The organism is Bradyrhizobium sp. LTSPM299 (assembly GCF_000938235.1).
GTDB lineage: Bacteria > Pseudomonadota > Alphaproteobacteria > Rhizobiales > Xanthobacteraceae > Bradyrhizobium.
This window is the reverse complement of record NZ_JYMU01000052.1, coordinates 113,162-129,759: the sequence shown is the minus strand read 5'-3', so window position 1 is coordinate 129,759 and position 16,598 is coordinate 113,162. Positions and strand designations below refer to the sequence as shown.

At 65.2% G+C, this 16,598-nt stretch carries 15 protein-coding genes and 1 pseudogene; 5 read left to right on the top strand and 11 right to left on the bottom strand.

The window, feature by feature from the left end; genetic code table 11:
• Positions 1-5: 5 nt before the first annotated feature.
• The 3 genes and pseudogenes from UP10_RS27980 to UP10_RS27970 form a co-directional block, all read right to left on the bottom strand.
• Entirely contained in the window at positions 6-974 is a 969-nt protein-coding gene (locus UP10_RS27980) for a Gfo/Idh/MocA family protein (protein WP_044590440.1), read from the bottom strand.
• Positions 971-1,867 (bottom strand): annotated as a pseudogene (locus tag UP10_RS27975) (NAD(P)-dependent oxidoreductase); the annotation flags it as partial. The pseudogene UP10_RS27975 and the gene UP10_RS27980, both read right to left, overlap by 4 nt.
• Before the next feature lie 13 nt (positions 1,868-1,880).
• Positions 1,881-2,840 carry a Bug family tripartite tricarboxylate transporter substrate binding protein gene (locus tag UP10_RS27970; RefSeq protein WP_044590472.1) on the bottom strand — a complete coding sequence of 320 codons (960 nt, stop codon included), beginning with the start codon at positions 2,838-2,840 and terminating at the stop codon, positions 1,881-1,883.
• Positions 2,841-2,977: 137 nt separating this feature from the next.
• On the opposite strand from UP10_RS27970, the gene UP10_RS27965 reads away from it, so the two are divergent.
• The 3 genes from UP10_RS27965 to UP10_RS27955 all read left to right on the top strand — a co-directional run bounded on the left by UP10_RS27965 (position 2,978) and on the right by UP10_RS27955 (position 6,160).
• A complete protein-coding gene (locus UP10_RS27965; protein ID WP_050043827.1) occupies positions 2,978-3,367 on the top strand; it encodes a carboxymuconolactone decarboxylase family protein in 390 nt (129 codons plus the stop codon).
• Between the two features lie 61 nt (positions 3,368-3,428).
• On the top strand, positions 3,429-4,790 hold the full coding sequence (gene pcaB, locus UP10_RS27960; protein ID WP_044590438.1) for a 3-carboxy-cis,cis-muconate cycloisomerase: 1,362 nt from the start codon (positions 3,429-3,431) through the stop codon (positions 4,788-4,790).
• A 113-nt stretch (positions 4,791-4,903) separates the two neighbouring features.
• Entirely contained in the window at positions 4,904-6,160 is a 1,257-nt protein-coding gene (locus UP10_RS27955) for an aminopeptidase (protein ID WP_044590470.1), read from the top strand.
• A gap of 3 nt (positions 6,161-6,163) precedes the next feature.
• On the opposite strand, the gene UP10_RS27950 is transcribed toward UP10_RS27955, so the two are convergent.
• The 6 genes from UP10_RS27950 to UP10_RS27925 all read right to left on the bottom strand — a co-directional run bounded on the left by UP10_RS27950 (position 6,164) and on the right by UP10_RS27925 (position 12,054).
• A complete protein-coding gene (locus UP10_RS27950) occupies positions 6,164-7,096 on the bottom strand; it encodes a GNAT family N-acetyltransferase (RefSeq protein ID WP_044590437.1) in 933 nt (310 codons plus the stop codon).
• Positions 7,097-7,107: 11 nt separating this feature from the next.
• The gene (locus tag UP10_RS27945) at positions 7,108-8,157 is read right to left on the bottom strand and encodes an amidohydrolase family protein (RefSeq protein ID WP_044590436.1); all 1,050 of its coding nucleotides are present in this window, start codon (positions 8,155-8,157) and stop codon (positions 7,108-7,110) included.
• Positions 8,158-8,240: 83 nt separating this feature from the next.
• A complete protein-coding gene (locus tag UP10_RS27940) occupies positions 8,241-9,632 on the bottom strand; it encodes an MFS transporter (protein WP_044590435.1) in 1,392 nt (463 codons plus the stop codon).
• A 25-nt stretch (positions 9,633-9,657) separates the two neighbouring features.
• Complete coding sequence (locus UP10_RS27935; RefSeq protein WP_197086907.1) at positions 9,658-10,125, bottom strand: MerR family transcriptional regulator; 468 nt, start codon at positions 10,123-10,125, stop codon at positions 9,658-9,660.
• Positions 10,125-11,120, bottom strand: coding sequence for an aldo/keto reductase (locus UP10_RS27930; RefSeq protein ID WP_044590433.1), 996 nt, complete (start codon positions 11,118-11,120; stop codon positions 10,125-10,127). Before UP10_RS27930 ends, UP10_RS27935 begins: the two co-directional genes overlap by 1 nt.
• A gap of 121 nt (positions 11,121-11,241) precedes the next feature.
• Positions 11,242-12,054: an MBL fold metallo-hydrolase gene (locus UP10_RS27925; RefSeq protein ID WP_044590432.1), complete on the bottom strand. Its 813-nt coding sequence runs from the start codon at positions 12,052-12,054 to the stop codon at positions 11,242-11,244.
• Positions 12,055-12,213: 159 nt separating this feature from the next.
• Between UP10_RS27925 and UP10_RS27920 the strand changes: the two genes are divergently transcribed.
• Complete coding sequence (locus UP10_RS27920) at positions 12,214-13,152, top strand: alpha/beta fold hydrolase (protein WP_044590431.1); 939 nt, start codon at positions 12,214-12,216, stop codon at positions 13,150-13,152.
• 4 nt (positions 13,153-13,156) lie between these two features.
• Positions 13,157-14,173: an alpha/beta fold hydrolase gene (locus tag UP10_RS27915; protein WP_082077282.1), complete on the top strand. Its 1,017-nt coding sequence runs from the start codon at positions 13,157-13,159 to the stop codon at positions 14,171-14,173.
• Between the two features lie 7 nt (positions 14,174-14,180).
• Here the strand turns inward: UP10_RS27915 and UP10_RS27910 are convergent, their stop codons facing one another.
• A complete protein-coding gene (locus UP10_RS27910; protein ID WP_044590430.1) occupies positions 14,181-15,701 on the bottom strand; it encodes a hypothetical protein in 1,521 nt (506 codons plus the stop codon).
• Positions 15,698-16,450, bottom strand: coding sequence for an ABC transporter ATP-binding protein (locus tag UP10_RS27905; RefSeq protein WP_044590429.1), 753 nt, complete (start codon positions 16,448-16,450; stop codon positions 15,698-15,700). Before UP10_RS27905 ends, UP10_RS27910 begins: the two co-directional genes overlap by 4 nt.
• Positions 16,451-16,598: the final 148 nt, after the last annotated feature.

Sequence of the window (16,598 nt, the reverse complement as noted above, 5' to 3'; positions counted from 1 at the left end):
AGAATTCACTGGCATGCCACCGGATGTCCCGTTTGCATCGACTGCAGCGCCGCCTCGAAGGCGGCCAAGGTTGCCAGCACGTCCGCTTCCGGCACCGGGAATGGCTGTCTGCCCTCGACCGCGTCGGCAAAGGCCGACAGTTCCGCCGCGAGCGCGTCGCATGCCGGATAGCGCGTCATCGCGGGCAGCGCGCCGGACTTGCGCAGCACCATGGTCACCTCGTCGAGCACCTCAGCCGATCCCTTCGTCCCGAACACATGCACCCGCCAATAGAACGGTGTTGCGCGCACCGTCGCAAGGGTTGCACTGACGCCATTCACAAATTCAATTGCGAGTATTGCGGTATCGAGTGGCGGCGGGCCGGCCTCGCGTGCATTCAACCGGGCATAGACCTGGCGCGCCGGACCGAGCAGGCTGACGAAGCCGTCGAGTACATGCAGGCCGGCGCCGGTCAGCCCGCCGCCCGGCGATTCCTCGGGCGACAGCCGCCATCCCTGGGTAATGCCTTGGGAGTTCTCGTTGCTGTTGTGGCCCTCGACATGCAGGATGGTGCCGAGTTCGCCGCTTGCGACGATCGCGCGCAGCGCCCGCATCGCAGGCCAGAATCGCCTGTTGTGCCCGACCGCAAGCACCACGCCGGCCTTGCGGCAGGCCGCGAACATCTCGGCAGCATCGTCGCGCCTGAGCGCGAGCGGCTTCTCGCAGAATACCTGCTTGCCGGAAGCGGCCGCCGCGATCACCTGAGCCTTGTGCAGCGAATGCGGCGTTGCCAGCAGCACGGCGTCGATATCGCGGTCGGCGAGGACGGCGTCCAGGGACGTCGCGGGGCTGAGGCCATGCGCCGCGCAAAAATCCTCGGCGTGCGCGATGTCGGGTTCCACCGCGCTCGTAATCCTCAGCCGCGGCTCGTGGTGCGCCGCCTCGACCAGCGCACGGCCCCAGCGTCCGAGGCCTGCGATCGCACAGTTGATCATCCACGTCCCCCGCTTTGGCCGCGCTTGGCACGGATGGCCTCGATCACGGCGGCGCTGTCGCTGTCTGGGCCTTCCAGCGCGATCGCCGCGCGCAGCAAGTCAGTCTGTGTCGCCGTCATCGGTAAAGACAAGCCGTGCAGATCGGCCTCGCGCAGGATCAATTCGGCATCCTTCAGGGTCTGCGTGATGTGCGATTGCGGCGAAAAATCCCGCGCCAGCATCCTCTCGCCCTTGCTGTCCATCACGGCGGAATATGCCGCCGATTGTCGTGCAGTCGCAAGAAAGGTTGCGCCGTCGAGGCCGAGGCTTTCGGCAAAGACGATGCCTTCGGCCAACGCGGCGCGGTTGTTCTGCAGGATCAAATTGATCGCAAGCTTGGTGCGGCTGGCGTTGCCGATCGCGCCGACATCGATCCGCTGCGGACACAGGATGTCGAGCGTCCCCGCGGCTGTTGCGATGATGTAGGCGTCGCCGGCGACCAGTGCCGTTGCGGTTCCGGCGCGCACTTCCGCACTGGTGCCCGAGATCGGTGCCTCGACAAAGGCGAGGTGCGACCGGGCGGCGAATTCGGCGATGTCCGCGATCTCGCCGGGCGCGCAGGTCGTGGTGCAGATCACCAGCGGCGGCGGCTTCGCGTTCGCAATATCGGGCAGCAAGGCCTTGACCTCGGCGCTGTCATACACCGCGATGACGATGATGCGGCATCGCGCCGCGACGTCAGCCGCGAAAGCCGCGAATTCGGCGCCGCTGGCTTTCAACGCGTCGTTCTTGGCCGCATCGATATCGAAGCCGATCACCGCCACTCCGGCGTCAACCAGGCGCGCGGACAGCGCTGATCCCATCAACCCCAGGCCAATCATTCCGATCGGTGTCTTGTGGTCCATGGCGCGGCCTCGCCAGTCCCGTTTACTGCGGCTCGATGCCGGCCGCCTTCACCTCCGCCGACCAGCGCACGACCTCGCTCTTGACGAAGGCGCCGAACTCGGCCGGTGCCAGCGGCGCCACGATCACCCCGACGTCGGCAAACGTCGCGCGGGTCTTCGGCATCGAGAGGTATTTCGCGCACTCGGCATAGATCTTGTTGACGATCGGTTCCGGCGTGCCGGCCGGCGCAAACAGCCCGTACCAGATCGTGGCCTCGAAGCCGGGCAGCGCTTCCGACAGCGCCGGCAGGTTGGGGAGCAGCTCGTTGCGGGTCGCCGAGGTCACGCCGATGCCGCGCAGCGTGCCACCCTGAATCTGCGGGATCGCGACCGAGAAGTCGCCGAAGGTCAGGTCGATCACGCCGGCCATCACGTCGGTCATCGCCTGCGGCACGCCGCGATAGGATGCGGCGACCAACGATACCCCGCCGCGCGACTGCAATTGCGCGACCGAGATCTGCGACGCGCCCGAACCGTAACCCGCGGTCAGGTTGGGATGCGCCTTGGCGTAATCGAGGAACTGCGGCAGGTCCTTGGCGGTAGATGCCGGGTTGACCAGCAGCACCATCGCCGTTGTGGTGGTGCGGATGACCGGTGCGAAATCCTTCACCGGGTCATAGGGCAGCTTCTTGAACGTCGCGACGTTGCTGGCCTGGGTGGTGTTGGTGCCCATCAGCAGCGTGTAGCCGTCGGGCGCGCTGCGCGCGACTTCCAGGGCGCCGATGCTGCCGAGTGCGCCGGCGCGGTTCTCGACCACCACGGTCTGGCCGAACGCGTCCTGCAGATGCTGGGCGACCAGCCGCGCGACGTTGTCGGGACCGGCGCCGGGCGGGAAGGGCACGATGATCTTGATCGGCCGCTGCGGGAAATCGTCGGCTGCGGCGGGCAGCGTGGCGAGGCCGCAAAGCAACAGGGCGACAAGCAAGCCCAGGCGCAACCTCATCCCGATCCCTCCCTTGGTCATTTCGGCCAAGTTTATACGGACAAATGGATCGACGACGCAAGTCGGCTATCGTCATGCACATTGAGGTCGGTGGAATTTGTCCGTATAAATGTTCGAAACAAGGAGCCAGATACCAGATGGTGGATGTCAGCGATCTCCACGCGCGCGGCCTGCGCCGGCGCCAGAAGATGTTCGGCGAGGCCGATGTTGCCAAGCGGATGGCGGCCACGGGCGATTTCGGTGCGCCATTGCAGAACATCATCAACGCCTATGTCTATGGCGATGTCTGGGAGCGCAGCGGCCTCTCCGACCAGATCCGCAGCCTCGTCATGCTCGGCATCACTGCGGCGAGCAGCAAGCCAGCCGAGTTCAAGGTGCATGCCAAGGGCGCGATGGCCAATGGCTGCACCGCCGCGCAGGTGCAGGACGTGCTGCTGCTGGTTGCGATGTATTGCGGCGTTCCGGCCGCGATTGAAACCAGCAAGATCGCGGCGGAAGTGTTCGGCGAGGTGCCAGCGGAGGGGTAGGGCATCCGCGTTGGGCGTGATAGGGACGTTGCCGAGTTGTGACCGGCAACAGGATACGCTCATGTCCGCCTTCCCGACCTCGACCACCGTTCTCGATTCCGTGCTGTTCCGCGACGCCTTCGGCACGCGCGAGATGCGCGAAGTATTCTCCGACCTGCGGCTGATATCGCGCTATGCCGAAGTTGAGGTCGCGCTGGCAAAGGCCGAAGCCCGCTGTGGCGTCATTCCGGCCGAGGCCGCCGAGGAAATCGCAAAACGCACCGACGTCGCCGCGCTCGATTTCGATCTGCTGCGGCAGGAAACCGACAATGTCGGCTATCCGATCCTGCCGCTGGTGCATCAGATGGTGAAGCAATGCGGCGACGCCGGCCGCTACGTCCACTGGGGCGCCACCACGCAGGACATCATGGACACCGCCGTGGTGCTGCAGCTGCGCGACGGCCTCAAGATCATCGAAGACGACATCGCGGCGTTACGCGGCATCCTTGCCGATCTCGCCAAGCGTCATCGCGACACACCGATGGCGGGGCGCACCCATCTGCAGCAGGCGCTGCCGGTGACCTTCGGCTACAAGGTTGCGATCTGGCTTGCGATGTTCGACCGCCACGCCGAACGGCTGGCCGAGCTCAAGCCGCGGGTGCTGGTCGGCCAGTTCGCCGGTGCCGCCGGCACGCTGGCCTCGCTCGGCGACAAGGGATTCGAGGTGCAGCAGGCGCTGTGCGAGGAGCTTGGCCTCGGCGTTCCCGTCTCGACCTGGCATGTCGCGCGTGACGGGTTCGCGGAAGCAGTGAACTTCCTCGCGCTGGTCACGGGATCGCTCGGCAAGATCGCGCTCGACATCATGATCATGGCGTCGACCGAATTTGCCGAAGTCTATGAGCCGTTCGTGAAGGGCCGCGGGGCGTCGTCGACCATGCCGCAGAAGCGCAACCCGATCTCGGCGGAATTGATGTTGGCTGCCTCCAAGGCGGTGCGCCAGCATGCCGGCCTGATGCTCGACGCAATGGTGCAGGATTTCGAACGCGCCACCGGCCCGTGGCATGCCGAATGGATGGCGATCCCGGAGAGTTTTGTGCTGAGCGCGGGCGCGCTGCATCAGGCGAAATTCGCGCTGGGCGGCCTCATCGTCGATGAGAAGAGAATGGCCGTCAATCTCGACATCAGCCGCGGGCTGATCGTCGCCGAAGCCGTGATGATGGGCCTTGCTCCGGCGATCGGCCGGCAGGAGGCGCATGACGTCGTCTACGACGCCTGCCGCGTCGCCAATGATAAGGGCCTGACGCTGGCCGAGGCGCTGGCGGCGGATGCGCGCGTGGCTGATCGAATCGATCGTGCGACGATCGACCGGCTCACCGCGCCGAAGAATTATCTCGGGCTCGCGCCTCAAATGGTCGATCGGGTGCTGGCGTCAGTAAAGCGGTAAATTCGGGCCGTCCGCTCGCCTTGGCGTGATCGGCGGTGACAGCGGGAACCTTGCGAATAAGGATCGAATTGGACTACGAATCGTCAACCTCAACCGACATCGCTGGATGCTTCATGACCGCACATCAACGCAATCTTTCCGCCTCGATCGATCCCGTGAAACTCGATCGGCTCGCCGAAGTCGCGGTGAAGGTCGGATTGGGGCTGCAGCCGGGGCAGGATCTGCTGCTGACCGCGCCCGCGGTGGCGATGCCGCTGGTGCGGCGGATTGCCGAGCATGCCTACAAGGCCGGCGCCGGTCTGGTGACCCCGTTCTATTCGGATGAAGAGGTCACGCTGGCACGTTATCGTTACGCCAATGATGCGAGCTTCGATCGCGCGGCGAACTGGCTCTACGAGGGGATGGCGAAGGCTTTCGGCGCCAACACGGCGCGGCTTGCGATCGTCGGCGACAATCCGATGCTGCTGTCGGGTGAAGACCCGACCAAGGTCGCGCGCGCCAGCAAGGCCAATTCGATCGCTTACCAGCCGGCGCTGGAGAAGATCGTCACGTTCGAAACCAATTGGAACATCATCGCCTATCCGAGCGCGTCATGGGCGAAGCAGGTGTTTCCAGACGATGGCGAGGATGTCGCGGTTGCCAAGCTCGCGGACGCGATCTTCGCCGCCTCGCGGGTCGACCAGGACGGCGCCGTCGCCGCCTGGGACAAGCACAATGCCAAACTGCGCGAGCGCACCGAATGGCTGAACGGCCAGCGCTTCCACGCGCTGAAATATTCCGGCCCCGGAATGGATCTGACCATCGGGCTCGCCGACGGTCATGAATGGGAAGGCGGCGCGTCGACCGCCAAAAATGGAATCGTCTGCAATGCAAATATCCCGACCGAGGAGGTCTTCACCACGCCGCATTGCCGGCGCGTCAGCGGCCATGTCGTCAGCTCGAAGCCGCTGTCGTACCAGGGGACCTTGATCGACAATATTTCCGTCATATTCGAGGACGGCCGGATCGTCGAGGCAAAAGCCTCGCGCGGCGAGGAGGTGTTGAACAAGGTGCTCGACACCGACGAGGGCGCGCGCCGGCTTGGTGAGGTCGCGCTGGTGCCGCACTCCTCGCCGATCTCCAAGAGCGGGCTGCTGTTCTTCAACACGCTGTTCGACGAGAACGCTGCCTCGCACATTGCGCTCGGCCAGTGCTACTCAAAGTGCTTCGTCAACGGCGACAGGCTGACCCCGCAGCAGATCGCCGAGCAAGGCGGCAACAAGAGCCTGATCCATATCGACTGGATGATCGGCTCCGCACATACCGACATCGACGGCATCCATGCCGACGGCCGCAGCGTGCCGGTGTTCCGGAAGGGCGAATGGGCGTAAGCGTTAGTGAAAGCGCCGGTTACGCGAGGCGATCAATCCGCCCCGCGTGGCGCTGAAGCGGCAGGTTTCATGCTGCGGGCGGAAGCCGAGCCGGCGATAGATCTTCAGACCGGCTGGATTGCGGCTCGAGACGTTCAGCCAGCAGGGATGCTCGACGGAAACGTCGTGGGCGGTCAGCACATGGTAAATCAGCACCTGGCCGAGCCCGCGCCCCTGCCGCTCGGGATCGACGGCGGCCGACTCGATCCACATCGAATTCTGCTCCGGCTCGGTCAGGCAGAAGCCCGACGCCTGTCCCTCCTCCGAGGCGATCCAGACTTCGCTGTCCGTCAGCACCTGCGCCATCTCCTCCGGCGAATACAGGCGGAACGCGGCGTCGGAGGCAAAGGCCGCATTGTGGATGCGCGCGACCTCGGCCGCGCAGGTCGTTACGTCGCTGACCCGCTCGATGGTGGCACGGGCGGCTGCAAGTGTGCGGGCCGGCTGCAGCGGCTCGACGCACTTCATTCCGATCTCGGATTCGATATGTACAAAGCCGAACGCCGACACGAAGGCCATTCCGGCCGGCCAGTCGGGGCTGACCTTCGTCTGCACGGCCAGATCGGCATCGGTGTCGATCGCCAGCACGTCATTGAACAGCGCAAGCCCGATCCGGCGGCGCCGCGCCTCGGGCGCCACGACGATCTTGAGGAACCGGGAATGGTGCGGGCCCTGATCGCGCAACGAGGATTCGGCGAGGCCAATGATCCGGCCACTCCGCTCGGCGACGCGAAAGTCGCGCCCGCCGCGGTTCTGCGGCAGCTTCAGGAACTGGTTCCATTGCGGCAGCGTGACCGGACCGAGCCGCGGTTCGACCGCGCCCGCCCTGGCGTAAAGTACGACAACCGCTTCCGCATCAGCCTCTTGAAGCGGCCGGATGGTGATGCCGTCATCCATGAGTCGCAAGATTACCCGATATCGAGCCGATAAACATCCTGTGCCGTCTTCGAAAATAACGCGATCTTCTCGACTTCGCTATATTGTGAAGCTAGCCGTTTGAACGCGTTGAAGATCACTTGATAGCTGCATTGACCCTTGTCAGGTGGGAAGTTGCTTTCGAACATGCAACGGGTGGGGCCGAAAGCCTCGATGCAGGTTTCGACATAAGGCCGCCAGGCGGCGGCAAGTTCCTCCGACGATGGCGGCTTCGGCCGGAGGTGGAAATCGTAGCCGAGCAGGCACATCGCCAGACCGCCGAGCTTGACGACAACATTTGGACATCTGGCTATCTCCTGGATCGAAGCCTTCCAGACCGGGAAGGTCTCGTCGCGCTTGCCGGCGAACCGGCCGGTGCCGACCGGGCCGCCACAATGGTCGAGTACGATCCGGGTATCGGGGAAGGCACGGGCGAGGTCGGTGAGCTCGCCGATCTGCGGGTGGAACAGCCAAGCGTCGAAGCTCAGGCCGAGCGGCGCCAGGCAAGCAAAGCCCTTGCGGAAGGTGGGATCCAGCAAGATCCCCTTCGGCCGGTTCGCATACATGTGGGCCACATTGGGGTCCTCGTCCCAGGCCGAGGAGTGGCGAATCCCGCGGAACCGGCCGTTGCCGGCTGATATCTCCGCCTCCAGCACGGCCTTGGCGTGGTCGCCGATCAGCAGATTGACGTGGCTGACGATGCCGGCGCAGATCGCAGTCTTGCCGTAGCCCCCGCTCGCCGCCATCGCGGCGACGCCGTTGGCGAATTCGACCTCGCCGACCGGGCGAAACGCCTCCGGGCCGTCGGCGCGATACATCGACCGGCAATCGACATAGACGGTCGCGACGATGTTGTGGCCGGAGGCGATGTCGTCACGCATTTCCTCGATCAGATAGCGCAATCCGCCGCGGTCCCAGAGATGATGATGCGGGTCGACGATCGGCCTGATAGGATCGATGATCTCCTCGGTATATTGAGCGAGCCAGTCTTCACGCGGATTGGCGAAAAGCCCGCTCGCGGACGCGGGCAGAGTGCTGGCCATGGATGATGCTCCCTGTTCTTGCTCTTGTCGGCCGCCGATCCGATGCCGGCTCGGCGGAGGATAGCGAGGCGCGCATCAATGCGTCAAATGCGCGCCGGCCCTCGCGCCTCCTTTCGTGTCACCATCCAGGCCACGCCGGCGCCTGCGAACTGAACCAGGCTCCCTGCAGTCATCGACACCAACAGCCCGTCCTGACCACCGCCGGTTGCGGCGTAACACGCGCCGAGGATCGCAACCCCGATCGTTGCACCACTGATGCGGGCCACGTTGATGAGCGCCGCTGCCGTGCCGGCGCGCGCGGCGCTGACGTGGCCGACGGCCATCGCCGAGAGCGGTCCCGACCCGAGGCCGAGACCGAGGCCGGTCACGGCCAATCCGAGTTCGGCGAGAGTGAGGTTCGGTTGCAGGCCGCCGAGACCGATCAACAAGAGGCCAATACCCATCAACGTCACGCCGCCTGATGTGACCACGCGGATACCGAGCTTCTCCGACAGCGTGCCTGACAGTGGCGAGACCAGAACGAACACCAGCGACATCGGCAGCAGGGCTGCGGCGCTTGCGGCAGCGTCAAGTCGTCCGCTCGTCTGCCACGCCAGCGGCAGCACGAAGACCATCCCGTATCCACCAAACGTCATGCCCATGGTGGCGACCATGGCGCCACGGAACTGGCGGACCATGAAGATGTCAGGCGACACCAGCGCCTCGGAGCCCTTCTTCCGCTCAACCACGATGAACAGCGCCGCCGACAGCACGGCAACGATCAGGGCCGCGGTCATTGCGCGAGGCGCCGATTGCGCGCTGATAGCGGCATAAGTGAAGCTCCCAAGCGCCAGCGCGCCGAGGACCTGCGCTGCGCTGTCGAACGGGCGCCGCCGTGGATCCGATGATTCCGGGATCGCGTATCCGGCCATGATCAGGGCCAGCAGGCCGAACGGCACGACGACCAGGAAGATGCTGCGCCAGCCGAACCACGGAATCAGCATCCCGCCGAGACTCGGCCCCAGCGCCATGGCGACGCCGTTGCATGCGGCCCAGACGCCGAGTGCGCGTGCGCGCTCGCTCGGTTGATCCCAGACCACCCGAATGATCGCAAGCGAGGCCGGAATCATCAGCGCGCCACCGACGCCAGTGAGCGCGCGCCCGCAGATCAACACCAGCGCGGTCGGCGCAGCCGCGCATATCAACGATGCGAAGGTGAAGATCAGCGCGCCGGCCATCAGGATCCGGCGTCTGCCATAGATGTCGGCGAGCATCCCGCCCGTCAGCAGCGACACCGCATAGACCAGATTGTAGCTGTCCACGATCCATTGCAATTCGTCGACACCAGCGTCGAAATGATCGCCGATCGCGCGCGCGCCGAGATTGACGATGAATGTATCGAGATGCGCGATCATGACGGTCAGGCAGAGCGTCAGCAGCGTGAGCCGATGCGATGCGCGCATGGCAAAGGGTTTACGCCGAAGCATATCGTCCATGGCATATCCGATTATGTGTATTGAGCTAGGCGCTCAGGCCTTTGGTCGCGGACCGCTTGGCGCGGGCGCGCTGCTGCGGCGAGACCGTCGGCCGCGTGCCTCCTGCGACCCATTCGTCGTAGAATTCGATCTTGGCGTCGACCAGCGTAAGCGCCTCGGTCCATTTGGCGATCATGGCCTGGACGCGCAGCTGGTGTTGGGCGAGCAGCGCGCGGCGCTTGCGCAAGGTCGCGCTGCCCTGTTTCACCAGCGCGGTGTATTCCCGCAATTGCTTGATCGACATGCCGGTCAGGCGCAGCCGTTCCATCAGGTCGAGCCATCCGATATGATAGTCGCTGTAGACCCTGCGGCGGCCGCGGTCTCTGGTAACGCCGGGCATCAGGCCCTGCGCCTCGTACCAGCGGATGGTGTGCACGCTCCGCCCGGAGCAGCGCGCGATGTCGCCGATGTGGAGCGCGCTCGGCATCGCCTGCGGGGGTGTTCGGGCGTCCATCACAGATAGACCGCCTTCATCGCACCGGCCGGATAGCGCTCACCTGCCACCGCGCCAGGCGGGATCGCCGCCGACATCCGCGCGAGATCGTCAGGCGAAAGCGTCACATTGAGTGCGCCGATATTCTCGTCCAGCCGTCCGCGCTGCTTGGTGCCGGGGATCGGCACGATGTCCTCTCCCTGCGCCAGCAGCCAGGCGAGCACGAGCTGCGATGGCGTGCAGCCTTTCTCGCGCGCGATCGCCTCGATGCGGCCGACCAGATCGCGGTTGCGGGCAAAATTGTCTCCGGCAAAGCGCGGATGGTCGCCGCGGCGATCGCCTGCGACATCGGCCAGCGACTGGATCTGCCCGGTCAGGAAGCCGCGGCCGAGCGGCGAATAGGCGACGAAGGCGATGCCGAGCGCACGTGTCGTCTGCAGCGTCTCTTCGGCCTCGCTGCGGTAGAGCAGGGAGTATTCGGTTTGCACTGCGGCCAGTGGATGCACCTTGTGCGCGCGGCGGATGGTTTCGGGACGGGCCTCGCAGAGGCCGAGATAGCGCAGCTTGCCTTGCTCGACGAGGCGCGCCATTGCGCCGACCGTGTCCTCGATCGGCACGTTCGGATCGATGCGGTGCTGGTAGTAGAGGTCGATAGTGTCGATGCCGAGCCGCTTCAGGCTCGCCTCGCAGGCCTGTTGGACATAGGCCGGCCTGCCGTCCACGCCCTGTCCGGTGGATGTCTTCACCTGGCCGAACTTGGTGGCGATCACGACGTGATCGCGCAAGCCCTTCAGCGAGCGGCCCAGCAGTTCCTCATTGTGGCCCCAGCCATACAGGTCGGCGCTGTCGAGGAAGTCGATACCTTGATCGATGGCAAAGCGGATGAAGTCGGGCGTCGCCGTATCGTCACTGGCGCCATAGACGCCTGATAGCGACATGCAGCCGAGTCCGATTGCGGAGACCTGCGGGCCGTCATTGCCGAGCTTGCGGTGTGGGAGCTTGCTGGTGGTCGTCATGGGATTGGTCCTCGTTACGGGTGGTCGCCGGACAGCCCAAATGAACATGCTAGAGCATACTCTAGGTCAAGCGCGAAAACGGCCCGCTGACGAAATCGTGTCAGGGCAGGCGCAGCGCGCCTCAGACGCCGTCGAGGATAATCACGGTCGGCGTTGCCGGCAGCGTATCCCGCGAGATCCTCAGTGTGCGCTCGCCGCGGCGGTCGATCTCGAACTGCTGGCCGATCAGGCGCATGAATTCGTCGAGCGGGGTGGCGAAGCGGTGCATCGGCAGCACCACGGACGCACGCAGCCGCTTGGTGATTTCGGAGACGCCGTCGAGCGACATCGTATAGGTGCCGTCGATCGGCACCATCACGATGTCGAGCCGGCCGATCGCCGCGAACTGGCTGTCGTCGAGCTTGACGTGGAGGTGGCCGAGGTGGCCGATGCAGAGGCCGGCGACCTCGAAGATGAAGATCGAGTTGCCGTCCTTGATCATCTCGCCGCCGTTACCTTCGCCCCAATAGCGGCGGATATCGGTGGTGACGTTGCGGATATAGACGTCGCCAATGCGCTCCGCGTAATGCGCGGCCTGCCCGTTCTCGCCCCAGCCATGCAGCACGTGGGCAATCCCGGGATCGGGGAACAGCGTGTAATGCGTCGAGTGCGCCCGGTTCATGGTGACCACGTCGGGCAGCCGTCCGATCTGGTAGGCGCCGTTGTAATCGGTCGCGATCCGGATGCCGCCCGGCGTGTCGATATAATAGGTCGAATGGCCGGCATAGGTGAGCGCGACCTCGTCGGCCTTTGCTGCCACGCGTCGGAGGCTGACCGGCGTCGCCCGCGGCGGCGCATTAGCCATTGCCAGACACTCGCTGCGCTGGGCGTCCTGCGCTACGGCGTGCGTGGCGAAGACACCGAACAGGGCAAGTGCGGCGAGCAATCTCATCATGGTATGTTCCGTCCGTAGCGAGACTATCGCGGAATTGGCCTGCCGTCATGATGACGCCGACGCATCGCTCCATGGCGTGGACCGCAATGCGATCCAGGCGATTAATCCGGCGGGAGGCGCTACCATGCCGCGCAAGCCATCGAGATCCGGGAGACCATCGTGACCAACAAAGCCTCCGCCTCACGCGCGCCTTCGACGAGGCGGCTGGAGCCGCTGCGTCACGTCGATGCCGGCGTGCTCAACATCGCCTACTACGAGGCCGGTCCCGCCGACGGCCCGGTAGCGATGCTCATGCATGGCTTTCCCTATGACATCCATTCCTATGTGGACGTCGTGCCCTTGCTGGCGGCGCAGGGGTGCCGTGTTATCGTGCCTTATCTGCGCGGCTACGGGCCGACGACATTCCGCGACCAGGCGACGCCGCGCTCGGGCGAGCAGGCCGCCATCGGTGCCGATATGATGGCGCTGATGGATGCCCTTGGCATTAGGCGCGCGGTGTTCGCGGGCTACGATTGGGGTGGCCGGGCCGCTTCGATCGGGGCAGCGCTCTGGCCGGAACGCTGCATCGGGCTCGTCTGCACCAACGGTTACATGATCCAGGATATCGGGCATGCGATGGCGCCGGCGCGGCCGGAGCGCGAGGTGCCGCTCTGGTATCAATATTACTTTCAGATCGAGCGCGGGCGCGCCGGGCTCGCCGCCAACCGGCACGGCATCGCCAAATTATTGTGGTCGCAATGGTCGCCGAGGTGGCAATTCGACGACGCCTGCTTCGAACGTACCGCGGTCGCGTTTGACAACCCCGACTATGTCGATGTGGTGATCCACAGCTATCGCCACCGTTTCGGCCTCGCCAACGGTGATCCGCAATATGCAGAGGTGCAGCGAAAGCTCGCCACACTGCCGGTCATTGCGGTCCCCACCATCACGCTCGACGGTGCCGAGGACGGCGTCACGGCCGCCACCGACGGCAGCGCCAGCGCGGCGAAGTACAGCGCTCGCCAAGCTTATCGGGTGGTTCCGCACGCCGGCCACAATTTACCGCAGGAAGAGCCGGAAGCTTTTGCTGCGGCGGTGATGGAACTGATCAAGGCTTGAGGTGATGCCGGACTCTGTCGATCGCAAGCGTCGCCTGATCGTTGCCGCGGCCTTGTCGGGCCTGGCCGGCAAGGCGTTTGCGCAAGGCTCACCCGAAAAGTCCGCCCGCGCAGCGTCGTCGGCACCGCTTGAGCCGCTCCGTCGTGTCGACGCCGGGGTCCTGAATGTCGCCTTTCACGAAGCCGGTCCCGCGGATGGACCTCCCGTGATCCTGCTGCATGGATTTCCCTACGACATCCACTCCTTCGTCGATGTCGCGCCGCAACTGGCCTCACAGCGGTGCCGCGTCATTGTTCCCTATCTGCGGGGCTTCGGCGACACGCGCTTTCGCGATGCCTCCACGTTGCGCTCAGGCGAGCAGGCGGCACTCGGCGCCGACGTGATCGCGCTGCTGGAAGCGCTTGGGATCAGGCGGGCCGTATTGGCGGGGCACAATTGGGGTGGCCGCGCGGCGTGCGTCGCGGCGGCGTTATGGCCGGAGCGTTGCGTGGGTCTCGTGACCGTGAACAGCTATCTGATCCAGGACCTGTCGCGGGCGATGACGCCGATCGAGCCGAGCTACGAGGTCGCGCTCTGGTACGAATACTACTTTCAGATCGAGCGCGGCCGTGCCGGCCTTGCCGCCAACCGCCGCGAGATCGCGCGGATCCTGTGGGAGGACTGGTCGCCCGACTGGGATTTTGATGACGAAACCTTCGATCGCAGCGCCGCGGCGCACGACAATCCTGACTATGTCGCCGTGGTGATCCACAGCTACCGCCATCGCTTCGGTCTTGCCCAAGGCGATCCGCAATATGCCGACCTGCAGCGGCGGCTGGCCGCGATGCCTGCGATATCAGTGCCGGCGGTCACGCTGGATGGCGATTCCGACGGCGTGCTTCCGGCCAGCGACGGCCGCGCCAGCGCGTCGAAATTCACCGGCCGCCGCATCCATCACATCGTGCCGGGCGTCGGACACAACGTGCCGCAGGAAGCACCGGAGGTTCTTGTCGCGGCGGTGATGGAGGTGATGAAAGGGTAGGGCGGATTTACGTCCGTTTCGGGCTGATCTTCCATGCTGCGAACAGGATCGCCGCCGTCAACACGCCGCTGACGATGGCGGCAACGGGAATCGTCAGCGCCAGCGCCGATGTCGCGGCCCAGCCGATCGAGCAGAAGGCCTCCGCGAACGTCGCGACGCGCGACGAGGTCTGGCGCCGGCGGAACTGGCTGCGCTTCGCCTGTGCACGGAACCAGAGCTGGATCGCGGCGGCGGACGCGGTCGCAACGAGCACCGCGATCGCGGTCACCGCGGCCTGCAATGGCGAGGCGAACGCCAGCGCGACCACCAGCGGCGTGAAAACGGCGGCGATCGCGATCAACACCACCTCGATCTTGGTCCGGATGACGCGCGACGGTGGCAGCGGCGCGGTTGCCACCAGATCGGCGGCATCCTCGCCCGAGATCGTCAGCCAGGCGAGGCCGCCAGCCAACTGGCCCGCGGCCATCACGATCACGGGCGTGATCAGGACGATCGCGGTCGAACTATCGGAAAAGCTCCGCCACAGCATCAGCGCCGGCGGCACCAGATACAGCATCTGCATCAGGCTCTGCGACAGCAGCCAGGGATCGCGGCGCAGCAGCAAGAATTCCTTCCAGCGCAGCGCCTGTTGCCGCGAGCCTGATCGGAAAGCATGGGCGCGCCCGCGGGTCGCCGCAGCCGGATTGGCCGCGACGCTCACGACCGTGTCGGCGAACCGCGGCGCGAATGCGGCCATGACCACGCCGAGCATCATGAGCCCACCAGCGACCAGCAGCATCATCACTTCGATGTCGCCCAGCGCGGCGCGTGCGGGCCACCAGACGATGCTGTCGATGGCGGGAGCCAGGCGCGCAGCGGTGTCCGAGGTCAGCACGGCGAAGCGCGACAGGGTACCGTAAGACAGGATCGCAACGATCTGCAGCGCGATCACAAAGCCCGCGCCGATGATGGCGGAGACGATCTGCGCGACAAGACGCGTCCGGCTCGGCCCGATCAGGCTGAACAGGAACACGGTGATGGCGATCGCGGCCGCCGCGCCAGACAGGCCGATCGCGACCACAACACCGAAACCGGCGAGCCAGCGCGGCCCGCCGAGGATCACCAGCACGTCGATGAACGGCGTCGACAGCAACAGCGCCATAGAGGTCACCGACAGCGCAATCGCGGCAATGCGGACCGAAAAGATATTGGTGAGTTGCACCGGCGACGACATGATCAGGTCGAGATCGGCGCGGGCATAGAACACGCGCGTCACGGATTCGATCGCCTGTGAGAGGATCAGGGCCCAGGACAGGAAGATCGTCGCGGTCAACACGATCAGCGATGACGGATCGAGCGGGAACCGGAGATCGGCGAAGCGGCCGACCACGGCATAGGCCGGCAGATGCATGATCGCGGCGAAGATCAGCAGCCCGATCACGGCGCGGTTGCGGCGGCGCCGGCCGCCGGTCATCATCGCCAGCCATTCGCGCCAGGCCAGGCGGAACTCGTGGCGGGCGAACCAGGAGAGATGCGCGACCGAGTTCACGCGGCAGCCGCTTCGGTGTCGACCAGCGCGATGAACATGTCCTCGAGGCTGGTGTCGTTGCGGCCGTTTTGCTGGCGCAGTTCGGCCAGCGTGCCTTCGGCGATCAGTTTTCCAGCTGCGATCACGCCGATTCGGTCGGCCATGCGCTCGGCGACTTCGAGAATATGTGTGGTCATGATGACGGTGCAGCCCGCGCGCACGCGCTCCTGCAGCAGTCCCTTGACGTGGCGCGCCGACAGCGCGTCGAGGCCAGTCAGGGGTTCGTCGAGAATGATCAGGCGGGGATCGTGAACCAGCGCGCCGGCGAGCGCCACCTTCTGGCGCATGCCCTTGGAAAATCCCTCGCAGCGCTCGTTGAGATGCGGCTCGAGCCCGAGCGACAACAGCAGGTCGTGCGCCGACGTCTCAGAGACCTTGGGATCGACGCCCCACAGGCCGGCGACGAATTCGAGATACTCCAGCGGCGTCAGCTTGTCGTAGATCATCGGTTCGTCCGACACCCAGGCCACCACCTGCTTGGCGGCAACCGGATCGCGGAGCGCATCGATGCCGAAGACCGAAACCGAGCCGGCATCGGGCCGCAGCAGGCCTGCTACCATGCGCAGCGTCGTGGTCTTGCCGGCACCGTTCGGCCCGAGCAACGCGTAATACTCGCCGACATGGACAGTGAGATCGAGCGCGTCGACCGCCGGGCGGTCAAAACGCTTCGTTAACCCTCGCACCTCGAGTGCGGATCGTTCTGAAGTCATGATGTCGTGGCGATCCCAGATTTCACTCTTCGGTTGCGCACAGTGGGGCAAAACCGTTTCGGTGCGGTGAATCGTGTCAGGCAAATCGAAAGCGATATCCGTATTAGTCCGTGCTGCGGCATTTCTTCGCAATTGTGATAACGCCCGG